This window comes from Maricaulis sp. (assembly GCF_048269565.1).
GTDB lineage: Bacteria > Pseudomonadota > Alphaproteobacteria > Caulobacterales > Maricaulaceae > Maricaulis.
The window spans coordinates 91,862-109,149 of record NZ_JBLXIK010000002.1; the positions used below are offsets into that span (position 1 = coordinate 91,862).

A 17,288-nucleotide genomic window follows, 5' to 3' on the forward strand; every position below is an offset into this window, starting at 1 on the left:
ATGACCGGCACACTCACCCACCAGGACGCCGATGGCCGTATCCGCATGGTCGATGTCGGCGGCAAGGACGAGACCGAACGCCGCGCCATCGCCAGCGGTCGCATCACCATGAGCCCGGCCGCCTTCGAGGCGATCCGCGATGGCCAGGGCCCCAAGGGCGATGCCCTCAAGACGGCGGAGCTGGCCGGCATCATGGCCGCCAAGAAAACCTCCGATCTCATCCCGCTTTGCCATCCCTTGCCGATCACCAAGGCAAAGGTGATGATCAATGCCAGCGCCACCGCGCCGGACTTCATCATCCGCGCCGAAGTCAGCACGCGCGGCCGCACCGGCGTCGAGATGGAAGCCCTCACGGCCGTCTCCGTCGCGGCGCTGACGCTCTACGACATGGCCAAGGCGCTCGATAAATCGATGACGATCTCCGACATCGTGCTGGACGAAAAGACCGGCGGAAAATCCGGAGATTATCGCCGCAATGACTGATGTCATGATCCCCGTCACCGCCGCCCGCGCCCGCATAGCCGCCGCCCTGCTACCGCTGGAGGCCGAGCCCTGCACCCTCCTGGACGCCTGCGGCCGCACCCTCGCCGCGCCGCTGGTGGCGCAGCTGACCCAGCCGCCCTTTGCTGCCTCGGCGATGGATGGCTATGCCGTCCATTCCCGCGATCTCGGCGATCTGCCGGCGCGGCTGGCGCTGCAGGGCGAGTCCGCCGCCGGGCATGGTTTTGATCTGAAGCTGAAACCCGGACACGCGATTCGCATCTCGACCGGAGCGCCGATGCCGCAAGGCGCCGATCAGGTGGTGATGCAGGAACGGGTGACACGAGACGGCAATCATATCACCCTCGACGACACCCCGCGCCCCGGCTCGAATGTCCGCGAGGCCGGGATCGATTTTGCCAGCGGTGACACCCTGCTGCCGACCGGCGCGGTGCTTGGCCCCGATGCCGTCGCCCTCGCCGCCGGTGCCGGCCTGTCGCAACTGTCCGTGCATCGGCGCCCGCGCGTCGGCATCCTTTCCACCGGCGACGAGCTGGTCGAGCCGGGCCAGACGCCCGGCCCGCACCAGATCATCAATTCCATCGCCTGGGGGCTGGACGGGCTGGTGCGGCAGTGGGGCGGCGAGCCGGTCTATCTCGGCATTGCCCGCGACAGCCAGGCCGATGTCCGCACCAAACTCGACGCCACCCAGGGCCTCGACCTCGTCGTTACCATTGGCGGCGCCTCGGTCGGCGATCATGACCATCTGCGCCAGGTCTTCACCGCGATGGGCGGCGTGCTCGATTTCGGCAAGATCGCCGTCAAACCGGGCAAGCCAAGCTGGTTTGGCCGGTTGGGCGATGTCAGTTTTCTCGGCCTGCCCGGCAATCCGGTGTCGTCGCTGGTGATGGCACGCCTGCTGCTGCGCCCGGCGCTGGCGGTGCTGTGCGGCCGGCCGGAGACGCTGGAGTTCAAGACGGCGGTGCTTGGCGAGGCGATGGCGGCCAACGGGATGCGCGAGAATTTCGTCCGCGCCCGCATCGATGCGCAGTCCGGACGCGTCCACCCGCTGGGCAACCAGGACTCCTCGGCGCTGTCAGCCCTGGTGCGCGCCGATGCGCTGATCCGACGCGAAATCGAGGCGCCGGAGGCGGGCGCAGGCGATCACACCGAAATCCTGCCGCTTTAGGCCCTGCCTCAGGCGAGCGAAATGCCCGGCTGGCCGGCCTCGATGCGCCCGATCACTGTCGCCGCCTGATGGCCATGGCGCCTGAACAGGGCCAGCACCTCATCGGCACGCTCCGGCGCGCAGGAGACCAGCAACCCGCCGCTGGTTTGCGGATCGCACAACAGATCGCGCTCGGCATCGGGCCAGCTGTCCGGCGGCGTCACGAAATCACCGACCGATGCCCAGACCCGCCCGGAAGCGCCGGTGCGCACGCCGTCTTCCGCCAGACGCCGCGCGCCGGCAAACACCGGGATGGCATCGCGCTCGAGCACGGCGGCGACACCGCTGCCCTCGCACATTTCGCGCAAATGCCCGAGCAGGCCAAAACCGGTGACATCGGTGACGGCATGCACACCATCAATATCGGCCAGATCCGTGCCGGGCCGGTTGAGCAATGTGGTCGAGGCGATCATCTCGGCCTGGTCTTCCGGCGTGATGATGCCGCGCTTCATCGCGGCGCTGTAAATGCCGATACCCAGCGGCTTGCCGAGGATCAGGACATCGCCCGGCCTGGCACCCGCATTGGTCAACATGCGGTCGGGATGGACAATCCCCAGCGCTACCAGGCCGTAGAAGGGCTCGGCCGCATCGATCGAGTGCCCGCCGGCGATTGGCGCGCCGGCGGCCTCGGCGACCGAACGGCCACCATTGAGAATCTCGCGGATCGTCTCCAGCGGCAGCTTGCCGAGCGGCATGCCGACAATGGCGAGGCAGAAGATCGGCCGCGCGCCCATGGCGTAGATGTCGGACAGGGCATTGGTCGCGGCGATGCGCCCGAAATCGAACGGGTCATCGACGATCGGCATGAAGAAATCCGTCGTCGCCACCACGGCGAGATCATCGCCAAGCCTGTAGACCGCCGCATCATCGCGGGTCGCGGCATCGACCATCAATTCGGCCGGCATGGCAAAGCCGGGCGTGCGCTCGATGATCTGGTTGAGCACGCCCGGATCGAGCTTGCAGCCGCAACCGCCACCGTGCGCCAGACTTGTCAGCAGGGGCGGCGTTGTGAGATCGGTCATGGGATTTCCTGGCATTCGGCACGACAGGTCGCCATGCCCGGTGGAATTGATCGAATGGAGTATACTGCGCCCATGCCCGATTATGCGATGCTCGATGACACGGACGCGGCCAGCCTGGCCGGATTCGATCTGATCATCGATGTCCGCTCGCCAGGCGAATTCGCCGAGGACCATCTGCCCGGCGCCATCAATCTGCCGGTGCTGGACGATGATGAGCGCGCCCGGGTCGGCACGATCTACAAACAGGTCTCGACCTTTGATGCCCGCCGTGAAGGCGCCGCCCTGGTGACCCGCAATATCGGCCACCATCTCGAGACCGCCCTGGCCGGCCTGCCACGCAAGTCGCGGCTGCTGCTGTATTGCTGGCGCGGCGGCATGCGCTCGCGCTCGATGTCGCTGGTGCTGGCGGCGGTCGGCTGGAAGATCACCCTGTTGCGCGGCGGCTATCGCACCTGGCGGCGCGAAGTGGTGGCGCAGCTGGAACATTCCGAGGCACCATTGCCCTTCATCCTGATCGATGGCCAGACCGGCACCGCCAAGACCGCCATCCTGCACCAGCTCGCCGCCAGGGGCGCGCAAGTGCTCGACCTGGAAGGCCTGGCCGTGCATCGCGGTTCGGCGTTTGGCGATTTTTCTGCCACGCCGCAACCCAGCCAGAAACGGTTCGAGACCCTGATCTGGCAGGAATTGCGGGCGATGGACCTGTCACGGCCGGTCTATGTCGAGGCCGAATCCAACATGGTCGGCCGTCGTCAGCTTCCGTCGCGGATCTGGGCGGCAATGAAAGCTGCGCCGCGCATCGCGATCTCGGCCCCGGTTGCAGCGCGCGCCGCCTATCTGGTCGAGGCCTATCCCGATCTGGTTGCCGACACGGCCAAGCTCAACGCCTCGCTCGACCAGCTCGCCAGCCGCCACGCCAAGACACTGATCGCGCATTGGCGCGAATTGCATGCGGCCGGTGAGTTCCGCCAACTGGCCGCCGAGCTGATCTCGGCCCATTACGATGCCGCCTATAACCGCGCCCGCAAGCATCGCGAAGACGAGCCGGTTCTCACCCTGCGCAGCGACAGCCTGGATGACGGCGCCATAGACGGCCTCGCCGACGCGATCCTGGCCGCCGGCATCAAGACCTGAGACGCGCTTACCCGTCCGCGGTCTGTTTCAGCGCCGCGATCAGCATCCATCGATACAGCCGGTCCATCAGCCCGGCGGGCCGGTCGAGACGCATGCGCGCCAGCGCCTCGCCATCGACCTCGCCTTTCAGGGACAGGCGCGCGCCGGCGAAGGCGAGACGCAGGGTCGAGACCAGCGAGGCAGAGGCATTGCCCATCACATCCAGCGCCGGGAGCAGGCGTTGCTCGACCGGCGTGAAATCAGTGCCGAAGGGGAAGTCCGGCAAATGTCCGGATTTGCGGGCATCGGCCAGGGTGGCGCGGATGCGTTCCGGCGTATTGTTGCGATAGCAGGGGGGGATCTCATGGTCGGCGGCGATCTTGCCGGCCTGTTTGGCCGTCGCCAGCAATTCATCCTGGAAGCGGGAATCGGCGATATTCAACAGCGCCGCCACCACATCCGCATCGGATTTCCCGCGCAGGTCGGCAATGCCGTATTCGGTCGCGACGATATCGCGCCGGTGCCGCGGGATGGTGGCGTGCGGGTAGGACCAGACGATATTCGAGACCGTCTTGCCGCGCTTGGTCCGCACCGCATCAATCGTGATGATGAAGCGGGCGCCGTCGAGGGCGAAGGCCTGTTCGGCGAAGTCGAACTGTCCGCCGACCCCGCTCACCACCTGGCCGTCACCCGTGGCATCGGACACCACGGCGCCCAGCAGCGTCACCATCATCGCGCTATTGATGAAGCGCGCCTTGACCCGGTCCCGCCGCCGCGCCTGCACGCCGCCATAGAGCGAATTGGTGAAGCTGACCGGTGACATGGCAAAACGCCGGCGCCGCGCCTCGGGCAGGGTGCGCAGGGCGGTATAGAAATCGCGGCATTCGACAAAGAAGGCCGCGTGCACCACGGCGCCATCGACCTCGCGCTTGAGCACACCGGCCTGTTCCAGCTGGATGAAGCCGTCGGTCAGCATCTCGCTGGCACCATAGAGACCGGTCTCGAACGGCTGGTCCTCGCAGGCCAGAGCCTCGCAATCGCCGGTATGCAGGGCGGCCGACAGGGGGCTGAAGATGTCATTTTGCGCGTGACGCAGGATCAGGCCCTGGGCGACAGCATCGCCGACGGCACCAATCCCGATCTGCAGGGTGCCCCCATCGGGCACCAGTCGCGCCACCTGCAGGCCCACGGCCTGCTGCGCCAGGCTCACCGGGCGTTTCGGTGCTGAATAGAGTTCAAAGTCCGTCGCTTCGCTCTCGAGCATGTGGGCGAATTCGCATCCGTCGACCAGCGCCGTGTCGCTTTCCATGAAGGGCATCTGGGAATTGACCTGGCCGACAAACATGAAGTCCGCCCGGCCCTCGGCACGCGCCTGCAGCAGATCGGGCGTGATGTCGGGATTGCTGCCGAGGCTGAAGCGCGGCCCGGCCTCGCCATCCTGTTTAGCCACCAGCTGGGCGACGACATTGACGCCGCGGTCGAGAATATAGCGCTGCGCGTCGGTGTAGTTGGCGCAGATATAATTCTGCTGCGCCCGCGGCACACCGCGCCAGCGGCCGGCGAGAAAGAAGAATTCGTCGACACGGATATTCGGCGGCAGCGAGCCGCCACGCAGGGCCGCAGCATAGGTCAGCGGCGGATAGGCGCCGAACAGGCGTTGCATCGCCGGCTCGAGAAAGCGCCGCTCCAGTTCGCTGCCGGGCGCCGGCGTTTCCAGCGTCAGTGCCGTGAAGATCGTCAGGTCGAGCCCGGGATCCGCCATCGCCCGCGCCACCAGCGCGTTGACGATATGGTTGGGCTTGCCGAGCCCGAGCGGCAGGGCCAGCACGATGGAAGGGCCGACGGCGGCAATAATCGCATCGGCGACGGCATCCGGCGCGTCATGATAGCGGGGTGCGGATGGCATGACATGTCCTCGAACAAGGGCCTTGGCCAAACCTAGCGCAGCGCGCAGACCCACGCCATGCGGCGATTGCGGCAGGGCTGCGGGCGGATCGGGCAGTCATGTATCGGGAGACAATGGCGGAGAGGGAGGGATTCGAACCCCCGGAACCTTGCGGTTCAACGGTTTTCGAGACCGCCCCAATCGACCACTCTGGCACCTCTCCGCGGGGAGGCGCTTTCTGTACCAGCGCGATGACAAAATCAAGAGGCGGAAACTGCCAATGCCAGCAAGCCTGTTGCTGTTGCCAGCGTTGACTCTGCGCGTGGCGTGCGTATAACGCCCGCTCCTGTCTGTGCAGCCCGCTGCGCGGACCGGTGATTGTTGGAACAACGCTCCGGGAATACGGAGTGAAGAAAAAGAGCCGCGCCATTGCCGGGAAAACCGGTGGGGGACGTTGCTGAACAAAGGAAACAGAGATCATGTTTGCAGTGATCAAGACCGGCGGCAAGCAATACCGCGTCGCAGCCGGCGACGAAATTCGTATCGAAAAGCTTGAGGGCCAGCCTGGTGACACCCTGTCGCTCGGCCCAGTGCTCATGCTGGGCAGCGATGATGGCGTGACCGTGGGTTCGCCTGTCATTGATGGCGCCCAGGTGATCGGCGAACTGCTCGACACCAATCGCGCCCGCAAGATCATCGTCTTCAAGAAGCGCCGCCGCCAGAATTACCGCCGCACCCAGGGCCACCGTCAGTGGGGCACGGTCGTGCGCATCGCTGAAATCGTTGCGCCGGGTGCCAAGGCCAAGACGGCGCTGAAGACCACGACGGCGGCTCCGGCCGAAGCCGCGGCTCCAAAGGCCGCGCCGAAAGCCAAGGCTGCAGCGCCGAAGAAGGCCGCTGCGCCGAAAGCCGAAGCCAAGCCTGCTGCAGCGAAAAAGGCTGCCGCACCGAAGAAAGCCGCCGCGGACGACCTCAAGGTCCTCTCCGGCGTTGGCCCGGCCCTGGAAAAGAAGCTGCACGCTGAAGGCATCACCACCTTCGCGCAGATCGCAGCCTGGACCCCGGCCGATGTTGAAGATTTCGGCGAAAAGCTGAGCTTCAAGGGCCGGATCGAACGTGAAGGTTGGATCGAGCAAGCCAAGACGCTCGCTCAAGGAACGGAGGGCTAATCAATGGCTCACAAAAAAGCAGGCGGTTCATCCCGTAACGGTCGCGACTCCGCTGGTCGCCGCCTTGGCGTCAAGAAATATGGCGGCCAGACGGTCATTCCGGGCAACATCATCATGCGTCAACGCGGCACCAAGGTGAATCCTGGGGCCAATGTCGGCATGGGCAAGGATCACACCCTCTTCGCGCTTGTCGAAGGCCGTGTGGCTTTCACCAAGAAAGCCAACAACAAGGCCTATGTATCGGTTCAGCCGATGGCAGACGCCGCCGAATAAACGGTTCGCACATATCGAGCCGTTCGCTGTTACCAGCGGGGCTCGACAGCGCAATCGCGCATCAGGGGAGACGGGTCACCGTCTCCCCTTTTGTTTGCCTCCCCGCCGCCCAATGGAGACCAGGATGGGTCCGCGGATCGAAACGACGAGATTATTGCTGCGCCCGCCGGAAATGCGCGATGCGCCCGACATCGCCCGTTATGCCGGCGATTACGATATCGCCAGGATGACGATGTTGATCCCGCACCCCTATCCGGTGCCGGCGGCGGAGATGTGGGTGCTGATGCGCCGCGCCGGCTGGAACAATTCGGCCAGCCGGCACCTGATCGTGCAGACGCGCGAGAGCGAGGGTGGCGAGATGTGCGGCATGGCCGGAATTTTCCGGCGTACGCCGGAAAGCGAGTGGGAAATCGGCTACTGGATCGCCAAGCCCTTCTGGGGCCGCGGTCTGGCGACCGAGGCCGGCCAGGCCCTGATCGACTATGCCCGCGACGAGCTGGCGGCACCCGTCATCACCGCCGGCCATTATGACGACAATCCGGCGTCCGGCCGGGTGCTGGAAAAGCTCGGCTTTCGCTATACCGGCGAGGCGTGCGAACAATTCTGTCTCGGCCGGCTGGCGCGCGCCAATTGCCTGGACATGAGAATGGAGCTGGCGGCGGCCTGAGGCCGGGCGCGGCAATGACGAGAAACGCTTATTTATGCCGGGGAAACCGGTATAAGGGGCGCACACAATAGAGATTATCCGATGAAATTCCTCGACCAGGCTAAAGTTTATGTCCGTTCCGGCAATGGCGGGGCCGGCTGCATGTCCTTCCGGCGCGAGGCCTTCGTCGAGTTTGGCGGCCCCGATGGCGGCGATGGCGGCAAGGGCGGCGATGTCTGGGCCGAAGCCGTCGAGGGCCTCAACACCCTGATCGACTACCGTTACAAGCAGCACTTCAAAGGCGATACCGGTGGCCACGGCCAGGGCCGTGACCGCTCGGGCAAGGGTGGCGAAGACGTCATCCTGCAGGTGCCGGTCGGCACCCAGATCCTCGACGAAAACAAGGAAGATGTCCTTGCTGACATGACCGAGCTGGGCCAGCGGGTGCTGCTGGCGCGCGGCGGGGATGGCGGTCAGGGCAATGCCCGTTTCAAGTCGGCGACCAATCGCGCCCCGCGCAAATCCACCCCCGGCTGGCCGGGCGAGGAGCGCTGGGTCTGGCTGCGGCTGAAGCTGATCGCCGATGTCGGCCTCGTCGGCCTGCCCAATGCCGGCAAGTCGACCTTCCTCAGCGTCGTCTCGAAGGCCAATCCGAAGATTGCCGCCTATCCCTTCACCACGCTCTATCCCAATCTCGGCGTCGTCGATCTTGGCCCCGGTTCGCGCTTCATCGTTGCCGACATTCCCGGCCTGATTGAGGGCGCGCATGAAGGCGCCGGCATTGGTGACCGTTTCCTCGGCCATATCGAGCGCTGCGCCTCGATCATCCACCTGATCGACGGCACTCAGGACGATCCGGTCGAGGCCTATCATACGGTGCGCAACGAGCTGGCGGCCTATGGCGGCGGCATCACCGAGAAGCGCGAAATCCTCGCGCTCAACAAGATCGACGCCATTCCCGAGGACGAGGTCGAGGAAAAGGTGAAGCTGCTTGAGAAGGCGACCGGCAAGACGGTCATGCGCCTGTCCGGCGTCTCCGGCGACGGCGTCAAGCGGCTGTGTTCGGAAGCCTGGCGTATCGTGCAGAAAGTCCGGGCCGGCGATACCGAACCCGACGATGAAGGCTGGACCCCGTGACACGCCCCGGCTTCGACGCGGCCCGCTGCATCGTGGTCAAGGTCGGATCGAGCCTGCTGCAATCAGGCCCGGCCGTGATTGACGCGATCGCGGACGATATCGCGTCGCTGACCGGGCAGAGCAAACGCGTCGTGCTGGTCTCCTCCGGTGCCGTGGCGCTGGGACGGCCACGCCTCGGCCTCGGTGGCGGCTCGCTGACGCTGGAACAGAAACAGGCGGCCGCTGCGGCCGGCCAGCCGGTGCTGGTCGGCGAGTGGGAGCGCGCCTTCGCCCGTCACGGCAAGGCCACCGCGCAGGCCCTGCTCACCCTCGACGTCACCGAATCGCGCCGCCACTGGCTCAATGCCTGTGCGACGCTGAATACCCTGCTCGATCTTGGCGCCGTGCCGGTGGTCAATGAGAATGACACCATCGCCACCGACGAGATCCGCTATGGCGATAATGACCGGCTCGCCGCCCGGGTGGCGCAGCTGGTCGGCGCCGATCTTCTGGTGCTGCTCTCCGATATCGACGGGCTGTTTGACCAGGACCCGCGCACCCATCCCGGGGCGCGCCGCATCGGCGAGATCAAGCGGATCGATGCCGCCATCCACGCCATGGCCGGCGGCGCCAATGCCTTGAGCGGTGTCGGGACCGGCGGCATGCGCTCGAAAATTCTCGCCGCCGAGATCGCCACCGCCTCGGGCTGTGCCACCGCAATCGGGCCGGGCGCAGCGGAGCGGCCGGTCCTGCGGCTGGCGCTGGCGGAGTGCGGCAGCTGGTTCCACCCGACCGGTTCGGCCGTCAGCGCCCGCGCCGCCTGGATTGCCGGCGCCCACAGTCCGAATGGCGAGATCCGCATCGATGCCGGCGCCGCGGCGGCGCTGCAGGCGGGCAAATCGCTCTTGCCGGTCGGTGCCACCGCCATCGAGGGACATTTCGAGCGCGGCGATGCAGTGCGGATCACCGGGCCGGACGGCAACGCGATCGCGCGCGGCGTCAGCGGCTATGACGCCAGCGATGCACGCCGGATCTGCGGCTGCAAGAGCAGCGAGATCGAAGCGCTGCTGGGTTATCGCCGCGCCGCGGCCCTTGTCCATGCCGACGATATCGTGCTCGCCAGTCCCGGCGGCGGCGCCCATGGCTGAGCGCCGCTCCAGCCCGATGGCGCGCGGTCGTCTGGTCAGCGCCCCGAAACCCGGCCGACCCTTGCGCAATGAGACGCTGGCGCGTGGCATGAAGATCGGCCTGTTCGGCGGCAGTTTCGATCCGCCGCACACCGGCCATCTCCATGTCGCCGAGGCGGCCAAACGGCGGCTCGGCCTCGACCGTGTCTGGTGGCTGGTCTCGCCGCAGAACCCGCTCAAGGATCGGCAGGCCGACGACCTGGACAGACGCATGGCCGCCGTCTCGGCCCTGGCGGACCGGCCCGGCATGGTGATCAGTGATTTCGAGTCGCGGCTCGGCTGCAATCGCACCATCGACCTGGTCCGGGCCCTCAACCGGCTCTATCCCGGCGTTCACTTCGTCTGGCTGATGGGCGCCGACAATCTCAAGAGCTTTCACCGCTGGGGCCAGTGGCGCGCGATCTTTGAATCAATCCCGATTGCGGTGATATCGCGCCCGCACGACGCCGTCCGTGCCCGCCTGGCACCGGCAGTGCGGATCTATGCCCACTCGCGGATTCGTGAACAGGGCCTCGCCCGGCTGCCCCTGAAAAAGGCACCGGCGTGGACCTATCTGATAGAACCGTTAGACTGGCACTCCTCGACGGCGCTGCGCGCGCGAAGCTGAAACCCACATTCCGAAGCAGGCAGGACCTCATCATGACCGATCTCACCCTCGGCCAATCTCCGCTTCATGCCGCGCTGGACTTCTTCGACGACCAGCATCCGCCCGCCGGCGATTTTCTGCGCGATGTCCTGAACGGGCTGGCCGCGACACCGAAAACCATCCCGCCGGTCTATTTCTACGACGCCGCCGGCTCGGCCCTGTTCGACCAGATCACCGGACTGCCGGAATATTATGTAACGCGGACCGAGCTTGCCCTGCTCGACCGGATCGGTCCCGAGCTGGCGCGCCTGGCTGGCCCGGGCGCCGTGGTCATCGAGCCCGGATCTGGATCGAGCGTGAAAATCCGCAAGCTGCTTGATGCCCTCGACAGTCCGGCCGGCTATGTCGGTCTGGATATTTCCGGCGAGCACCTCACCGCCGCCTGTGAGGAGCTGGCGCGCGACTATCCCGATCTGCATGTCGGAGCGATCTGTGCCGATTTCACCAACGGCCTGTCGCTGGACCATCTGCCCTTGCCGCAGGGGCGTCGCATCCTGTTCTTTCCCGGCTCGACGATCGGTAATTTCGAGCCCGCCGCCGCCCGCGACCTGCTGGCCGGTTTCCGCCAGGGCATGCGCGAAGGCGATGCCATCCTGATCGGGGCCGACCGGGTGAAATCACCGGCAACCCTGGAAGCAGCCTATGACGACGCCCAGGGCGTCACCGCCGCCTTCAATCTTAACCTGGTCGACCGCATCAATACCGAACTCGACGGCACGCTCGATGCGTCACGGCTGAAGCATGTCTCGGTCTGGAATGCGGACAAGTCCCGCATTGAAATGCATCTCGAAGCGCTGGAACCACAAGAGTTCGAAGTCGCCGGTCAGGTGTTCTCGCTCGCCAAGGGAGAGCGGATCCATACCGAGAACTCCCACAAGTTCACGCCGGAGAGTTTCCGGGCGCTGGCACATTCGGCCGGCTTTGATATGCTCAAGAGCTGGTCCGATCCAGCTGAACTCTTCTCGCTGCATTGGCTCGAACCAAACGTGAAAGCGTGATATAGGCACCAAATTGTATTGGTTGTCAGAAAGGACACCCGCCCTGTCTACGGAAACATCGCGCCGGACCAAGGAAGAAACGGCAGCTGCCGTCCGGGTCATCGGAGAAGACGGTCCCCTCGAGGAAATGGAAGCGCTCATCCTCGAAACTCTCGATGACGACAAGGCTGAAGACGTTGTTGCGATCGATCTTCGCGGCAGGTCCTCGGTTACCGACATCATGATCATCGCCTCGGGGCGATCATCGCGCCACGTCAGCGCCATCGCCAATCATCTGATTGATACCCTGAAGGAAACCGGGCGCGTCAAGACGCGTATCGAGGGATTGCAGACCTGTGACTGGGTACTGATCGATGCCGGCGATATCGTCATCCACCTGTTCCGCCCGGAAGTTCGCAGCTTCTACAATCTCGAAAAGATGTGGTCCGTCGATCCGGAGACCCCGACATCCCCGGACCAGCCGGCCGTCTAGGTGAAGCTCCGCATCGCAGCCATCGGACGTGTGCGCTCCGGCCCGGAGCGCGAGCTCGTCGATGACTACACCAACCGGTGCTCGATCGCGGGACGGGCCATTGGCCTGGGCCCGCTCAGCGAAACCCAGATCGACAATCGCAGCCTCAAGACCCAGGCGGATGAGAGCCGCGCCCTGGCGGAAAGCCTCGGCGGGGACGTCAAATTCGTGTTGCTGGATGAACGCGGCAAGGCCTTCAAATCGCCCGATCTCGCCCGCAAGCTGGGTGAATGGCGTGATGCCGGCTGCCGCGAAGTCGTGTTTGCCATTGGCGGTGCGGACGGACATGACCATGATGTCCTGCCCCGGCCTGACCTGATGCTGGCCTTCGGTCCGGCGGTGTGGCCACACAAGCTTGTGCGGGTGATGCTGGCGGAGCAAATCTATCGTGCCGTCTCAATTCTGGCCGGCACGCCCTATCACCGTGAGTAAGCCTTAACCGGGAAGCAGCTAGCGTCAGCGCATGTATCTCCTCGCCCTCACCCTCGTGCTGACCCAGGCTCAGCCGGCCGACACCGTGCCGGCCGATGCGGCCACAGCCGAACAGCTCGAGCAGGAAGCGCGCGAAACCGCCGCCCGCGCCGAGGCGGCGCGCGAGCAGGCCGAAGCGGTTGCCGCGGAAATCGCCCTGATGCAGCGGCAATTGGTGGAACTGGGCCAGCGCGTCGGCAATAGCGAACAGGCGGCGCTGGCGGCCTCGGGCGAGCTGGCGCGGCTCGGCCGCGAAGAAGCGGACATTCTGGCCCGCCTCGCCGCCGACCGCGAAACCCTGACCGATATTCTCGCCGCCATCCAGCGGATCGAGACCCAGACCCCGCCCGCGATCCTGGCCGCACCCGATGATGCCGCGCAGGCGGCCAGAGCCGCGACCCTGATGGCCCAGGTCGCACCGGAATTACAGGCCCGCGCCGAGGCGCTGTCGCTGGAGCTGGCGCAGCTGCGCGCGGTGCGCAGCGATATCGAGAGCCAGAGCACCGTCCTGGCCAGCGCCGAAAGTGCGTTATCGGCCCAGCGGCTGGAGCTGCAGGCCCTGATCGCCGAGCGGCGCGCGCTCGAGGCCCGCCGCCGCGATGAGGCGGTGGCTTTCCTCGAGGCCTCCAGTTCGGCCGGGGAACGCGCCCGCTCGATCCGATCGCTGCTGAGCGAACTGACCCAGATGGCCGCCGTCATGCCCAGTCTCAATCCGCGCCGGATCGAGGTGCCGGACAGTATTCCGGCGCCGCACATGCGTCCGATGCGCGATCTGATTGCCGCCCGCGCGCCCGATGCGCCGCTGGAAACCCTGCGCTTTGCCGATGCGCGCGGCCGCTTGCGGCCACCGGCGACAGGCGAGGTGGTGCGCCGCTATGCCGAACTGGGTGAAGATGGCACAGCATCTGAAGGAATATTCATTCGGACTCGCAGCCAGGCGCAGGTAGTGTCTCCTTTCGACGCCCGCGTCGAGTTCGCCGGACCGTTCAGCACGTATGGTGGACTCTTGATACTCAATGTCGGGGAGGGCTACTATATGGTCCTGTCCGGCATGGCGGTAACCTACGCCAGCGCCGGACAGAGCGTTCTGGCTGGCGAACCGGTTGGTGCCATGCCCAATAGCGGGCAAACGGCCCCAGAATTGTATCTGGAGCTGCGTAGAGACGGTCATGCAATGGATCCCGGGCCCTGGCTCAGATCCGGCGCGCAATCGGAATAGGACTTTCGCGCACAAAGGACGCGAGTTGGTATGCGCATCAATGTCTTCGCTTCAATCCTGGCCTTTGCGCTCGGGGCGGTCGCCATCACCATGGCTGCCGAGGGGCGCCAGGAAGACCATACGGAGACGTTCCGTCAGCTTGAGCTGTTCGGTGACGTGCTGAGCCGTATCGAGTCCGACTACGTCACCGATACCGAACAGACCCAGCTGATCGAAGCGGCCATTGAAGGCATGCTGACCTCGCTCGACCCCCACTCGGCCTATCACAACCCCGACGCCTATGAAGACCTGCGCGTGACCACGCGCGGCGAGTATGGCGGCCTCGGCATGGAAGTGACACGGCGCGACGAATTCATCACCATCGTCTCCCCAATCAGCGATACGCCGGCCGAACGCGCCGGTCTGCGTACCAATGACCGCATCATCGCGGTCGATGGTGAAAGCATTATCGGGATCACGGTCAACAGCGCGGTCGAACTGATGCGCGGCGCCGTTGGCGACCCGGTGACGATCACCATCTCGCGCGCCGGCGAGGACCCGTTTGACGTCACCCTGGTGCGCGACACCATCCCGCTGCGCACCGTCGCGACGCGTATCGAGGACGATGGAACACCCTATCTGCGTATCGCCGGCTTCAATGAACGCACCACCGAAATGGTGCTCGAGGGCATTGCCGAGCTGGAAGAGGAGAATGGCGGGCCACTGCCCGGCCTGATCCTCGATGTCCGCTATAATCCGGGCGGGCTGCTCGACCAGGCGATCGGGGTGACAGACGTCTTCCTCGACGGTGGCGAGGTCGTCTCGACGCGCAATCGTGATCCGCGGGACACCCAGCGCTATAATGCGCGCCCGGGGGATCGCCTCAATGGTGCGCCGATCGTGATCCTGATCAATGAAGGCTCGGCCAGCGCCGCCGAAATCGTTGCCGGTGCGCTGCAGGACCGCGAACGCGCCGAACTGGTCGGCATGACCAGTTTCGGCAAGGGTTCGGTCCAGACCATCATCCCGCTGCGGGGTGGCCGTGATGGCGCCCTGCGCCTGACCACCGGGCGTTATTACACCCCGGCCGGCCGCTCGATCCAGGGCACGGGCATCGTTCCGGATCTCCAGATCAGCTCCTTCCCGATTTCCACGGACGATGAGGACTCCGGCCCGGCGGTGCGGCTTGAAGCCGATCTGCCCGGCGCGCTCGAGAATGAAAATGGCGAAGACCGTGCCGAAACCGACATCGCCGCCATCGAACAGCCACCGGCCGACTGGCCGGAAGACGAGGACTTCCAGCTCTCGCGCGCCCGTGAAGTGTTGCGCGATGCGATGGAAAGCCAGCAGGCGGCGCTGCAGTAACCCAATGACAACAAAGCCCTGCCTGTACACCAGTGTGCGGGCAGGGCTGCGTCACCAGGCGTTAACCGTTTCTTTTCCGGGACAGGGCAGTTTTGACAGTGAATGGGTGCGTCTGATCGGACGCGCAACCGGTTAATTCGCTCGTCGAAGATTGTTCCGATGTCCAGTGCTGTCCTGCGTCATGTCGAACCCCTCCTGACCATCAAGGCACCCCTGTTTGCCGGGCTGGGTGCCGCTGTCCTGTTTGCCGCCGTCATCCTGGGCGTCGCCGTGTTCGGCGAAGCCGACCTGCAGCCACCGCTCGCCCGCGGCGGTGTCGCGCCGGCCCCGGTAGAGACCGTCTATCCCGCGGCGGAATTGCGGATTTCCCCGGCGGAGGATGACCCGCTTCCGATCCAGTTCATCGAACCGGAAGGCGTCGACGAAGCCCAACTCCCCGGCGTGGATGACCGTTTCGACACGGGCCGGCCTGCCACGCCATCGTCAGGCTCGGACCCGGCCGATGCCGAGGCCCGTCACGCCGCCAGCACCAACAGCGCCGAGGCGCTGCCGCCGGCCCCCTTGCCGGGATTGACCGAGAACACCCCCAACGGGCCGCTGCCGGTTATCCCGCCCAATGGCCTGCGCGCCTCGCGCGCCTATGCCCGCCCCTTCCATGGCGATCCGACCGCGCCGACGATTGCCGTCGTCATCGGTGGCCTCGGGCTCAACCGGACGGTGACCCAGGCGGCGATCGATGAATTGCCACCGGAAATCGCCCTCAGCTTCGCGCCCTATACCCGTGACCTGCAGAGCTGGGTCGACCGGGCCCGGGCTGCCGGACATGAAGTCCTGATCGAAGCGCCGATGGAACCCTTCGACTATCCCAATAATGATCCGGGCCCCCAGACCCTGCTGGCTGACGCCCCGGCCGCAGACAATCTTGCCCGGCTCGACTGGATCATGAGCCGCACGACCGGCTATTTCGCGGTCTCCAACTATCTCGGCGCCCGTTTCTCCGCCTCGGAACCGGCGATGACCCAATTGCTGCAGGGACTGGAAGCGCGCGGCGTGGCCTTCCTGCATGACGGCGCCGGCCGCCGCACCGTGATTGAGTCCGCCGCCCGTTCCAGCAATGTCCAGTACGCCATCGCCGATCGCGTGCTCGACGAGGATCCGAGCCCGACGGCGATCGACAATCACCTGCTGACGCTGGAGGCACTCGCGCTGCAAAATGGCGCCTCGCTCGGGGCCGGCTTCTCCTATCCGACGACAGTGGATCATGTTCGCGACTGGGCCCGCAGCCTGGACAGCCGCGGCTATCAGCTGGCACCGCCCTCGGCCGTGATGGCCCGCCGGCGCCTGCAGGCCCGCATGGAAGCCGAGGCCCGCGCCCTCCAGCCCGAGCCCGAGCAAGTCATCGACAATCGCTGGTCACGGCCGCCGGTAGATGCATCCGGCACCGGCGACCACGCACCGGCCGCCGCCTCATCGGGGCATTGATGCCTGCGCCCGCCGATCCCTGGCCCAATCACCGCGCCAATGTCGGGATTGCGCTGTTCAACAGTGCCGGCCAGGTCTGGCTTGGCCGCCGCGAGAGCACGCCGCCACCCTGGAACTGGCAATTGCCGCAGGGCGGGATCGATGCCGGCGAGGATGTCGAGGCCGCCGCCCTGCGCGAGCTGGAAGAAGAAACCGGCATCCGCCCGGAATGTGTCGAGCCGCTCGGAAATATCCCCGGCTGGATCGCCTATGACTATCCGCCGGACGTGCGCGAGGATCCGCGCTTTCACAAAAAGCGCCACCTCGGACAGAAACAGCGCTGGTTCGCCTTCCGCTTCCACGGCAGCGAAGCCGATATCGATCTCGAACGCCATGGCGAGGTCGAGTTCGACGCCTGGCGCTGGGGCGAACTGGCCGAAATCCCCGACCTGATCATTCCCTGGAAGCGGGATGTCTATCTGCGGGTCGTCGAGGCCTTTGGCGCCTACGCACGCTAGC

18 protein-coding genes and 1 tRNA gene are annotated in these 17,288 nt (G+C 65.8%); 16 read left to right on the top strand and 3 right to left on the bottom strand.

Translation table 11 applies throughout. The features are described 5' to 3' along the window. Together moaC and glp are read left to right on the top strand one after the other, a co-directional pair. Positions 1-483 carry a cyclic pyranopterin monophosphate synthase MoaC gene (moaC, locus tag ACN0YL_RS03875; RefSeq protein ID WP_417497100.1) on the top strand — a complete coding sequence of 161 codons (483 nt, stop codon included), beginning with the start codon at positions 1-3 and terminating at the stop codon, positions 481-483. Further along, positions 476-1,669, top strand: coding sequence for a gephyrin-like molybdotransferase Glp (gene glp, locus ACN0YL_RS03880; RefSeq protein ID WP_417497101.1), 1,194 nt, complete (start codon positions 476-478; stop codon positions 1,667-1,669). The genes moaC and glp overlap by 8 nt, the downstream gene beginning before the upstream one ends. Before the next feature lie 8 nt (positions 1,670-1,677). On the opposite strand, the gene selD is transcribed toward glp, so the two are convergent. Beyond that, positions 1,678-2,730, bottom strand: coding sequence for a selenide, water dikinase SelD (selD, locus tag ACN0YL_RS03885; protein ID WP_417497102.1), 1,053 nt, complete (start codon positions 2,728-2,730; stop codon positions 1,678-1,680). Positions 2,731-2,784: 54 nt separating this feature from the next. Between selD and mnmH the strand changes: the two genes are divergently transcribed. Then, positions 2,785-3,864 (top strand): tRNA 2-selenouridine(34) synthase MnmH, encoded by a 1,080-nt coding sequence (mnmH, locus tag ACN0YL_RS03890; protein ID WP_417497103.1) that lies wholly within the window; start codon positions 2,785-2,787, stop codon positions 3,862-3,864. A gap of 7 nt (positions 3,865-3,871) precedes the next feature. Here the strand turns inward: mnmH and ACN0YL_RS03895 are convergent, their stop codons facing one another. Both ACN0YL_RS03895 and ACN0YL_RS03900 read right to left on the bottom strand, forming a co-directional pair. Then, positions 3,872-5,749, bottom strand: coding sequence for an acetyl-CoA hydrolase/transferase C-terminal domain-containing protein (locus tag ACN0YL_RS03895; protein ID WP_417497104.1), 1,878 nt, complete (start codon positions 5,747-5,749; stop codon positions 3,872-3,874). Positions 5,750-5,863: 114 nt separating this feature from the next. Further along, positions 5,864-5,951 (bottom strand) — tRNA-Ser (locus tag ACN0YL_RS03900). A 256-nt stretch (positions 5,952-6,207) separates the two neighbouring features. On the opposite strand from ACN0YL_RS03900, the gene ACN0YL_RS03905 reads away from it, so the two are divergent. The 13 genes from ACN0YL_RS03905 to ACN0YL_RS03965 all read left to right on the top strand — a co-directional run bounded on the left by ACN0YL_RS03905 (position 6,208) and on the right by ACN0YL_RS03965 (position 17,287). Next, positions 6,208-6,897 carry a 50S ribosomal protein L21 gene (locus ACN0YL_RS03905; RefSeq protein ID WP_417497105.1) on the top strand — a complete coding sequence of 230 codons (690 nt, stop codon included), beginning with the start codon at positions 6,208-6,210 and terminating at the stop codon, positions 6,895-6,897. Positions 6,898-6,900: 3 nt separating this feature from the next. After that, entirely contained in the window at positions 6,901-7,170 is a 270-nt protein-coding gene (gene rpmA, locus ACN0YL_RS03910) for a 50S ribosomal protein L27 (protein ID WP_417469578.1), read from the top strand. A gap of 124 nt (positions 7,171-7,294) precedes the next feature. Next, the gene (locus ACN0YL_RS03915) at positions 7,295-7,837 is read left to right on the top strand and encodes a GNAT family N-acetyltransferase (protein WP_417469577.1); all 543 of its coding nucleotides are present in this window, start codon (positions 7,295-7,297) and stop codon (positions 7,835-7,837) included. An 81-nt stretch (positions 7,838-7,918) separates the two neighbouring features. After that, a complete protein-coding gene (gene obgE, locus ACN0YL_RS03920) occupies positions 7,919-8,953 on the top strand; it encodes a GTPase ObgE (RefSeq protein ID WP_417497106.1) in 1,035 nt (344 codons plus the stop codon). Further along, the gene (gene proB, locus ACN0YL_RS03925; protein ID WP_417497107.1) at positions 8,950-10,080 is read left to right on the top strand and encodes a glutamate 5-kinase; all 1,131 of its coding nucleotides are present in this window, start codon (positions 8,950-8,952) and stop codon (positions 10,078-10,080) included. Before obgE ends, proB begins: the two co-directional genes overlap by 4 nt. Then, positions 10,073-10,726, top strand: a complete 654-nt coding sequence (locus tag ACN0YL_RS03930) for a nicotinate-nucleotide adenylyltransferase (RefSeq protein WP_417497108.1) — start codon at positions 10,073-10,075, stop codon at positions 10,724-10,726. Before proB ends, ACN0YL_RS03930 begins: the two co-directional genes overlap by 8 nt. A gap of 32 nt (positions 10,727-10,758) precedes the next feature. After that, entirely contained in the window at positions 10,759-11,763 is a 1,005-nt protein-coding gene (egtD, locus tag ACN0YL_RS03935) for an L-histidine N(alpha)-methyltransferase (protein WP_417497109.1), read from the top strand. A 127-nt stretch (positions 11,764-11,890) separates the two neighbouring features. Next, positions 11,891-12,235, top strand: a complete 345-nt coding sequence (gene rsfS, locus ACN0YL_RS03940; RefSeq protein ID WP_417497110.1) for a ribosome silencing factor — start codon at positions 11,891-11,893, stop codon at positions 12,233-12,235. Continuing rightward, a complete protein-coding gene (gene rlmH / locus ACN0YL_RS03945; protein WP_417497111.1) occupies positions 12,236-12,706 on the top strand; it encodes a 23S rRNA (pseudouridine(1915)-N(3))-methyltransferase RlmH in 471 nt (156 codons plus the stop codon). It begins immediately after the preceding gene. A 31-nt stretch (positions 12,707-12,737) separates the two neighbouring features. Beyond that, the gene (locus ACN0YL_RS03950; RefSeq protein ID WP_417497112.1) at positions 12,738-13,964 is read left to right on the top strand and encodes a murein hydrolase activator EnvC family protein; all 1,227 of its coding nucleotides are present in this window, start codon (positions 12,738-12,740) and stop codon (positions 13,962-13,964) included. 30 nt (positions 13,965-13,994) lie between these two features. After that, entirely contained in the window at positions 13,995-15,308 is a 1,314-nt protein-coding gene (locus ACN0YL_RS03955; protein WP_417497113.1) for a S41 family peptidase, read from the top strand. A gap of 159 nt (positions 15,309-15,467) precedes the next feature. Next, the gene (locus tag ACN0YL_RS03960) at positions 15,468-16,790 is read left to right on the top strand and encodes a divergent polysaccharide deacetylase family protein (RefSeq protein WP_417497114.1); all 1,323 of its coding nucleotides are present in this window, start codon (positions 15,468-15,470) and stop codon (positions 16,788-16,790) included. Beyond that, positions 16,790-17,287, top strand: a complete 498-nt coding sequence (locus ACN0YL_RS03965) for an RNA pyrophosphohydrolase (RefSeq protein WP_417497115.1) — start codon at positions 16,790-16,792, stop codon at positions 17,285-17,287. Before ACN0YL_RS03960 ends, ACN0YL_RS03965 begins: the two co-directional genes overlap by 1 nt. Position 17,288 lies beyond the last annotated feature (1 nt).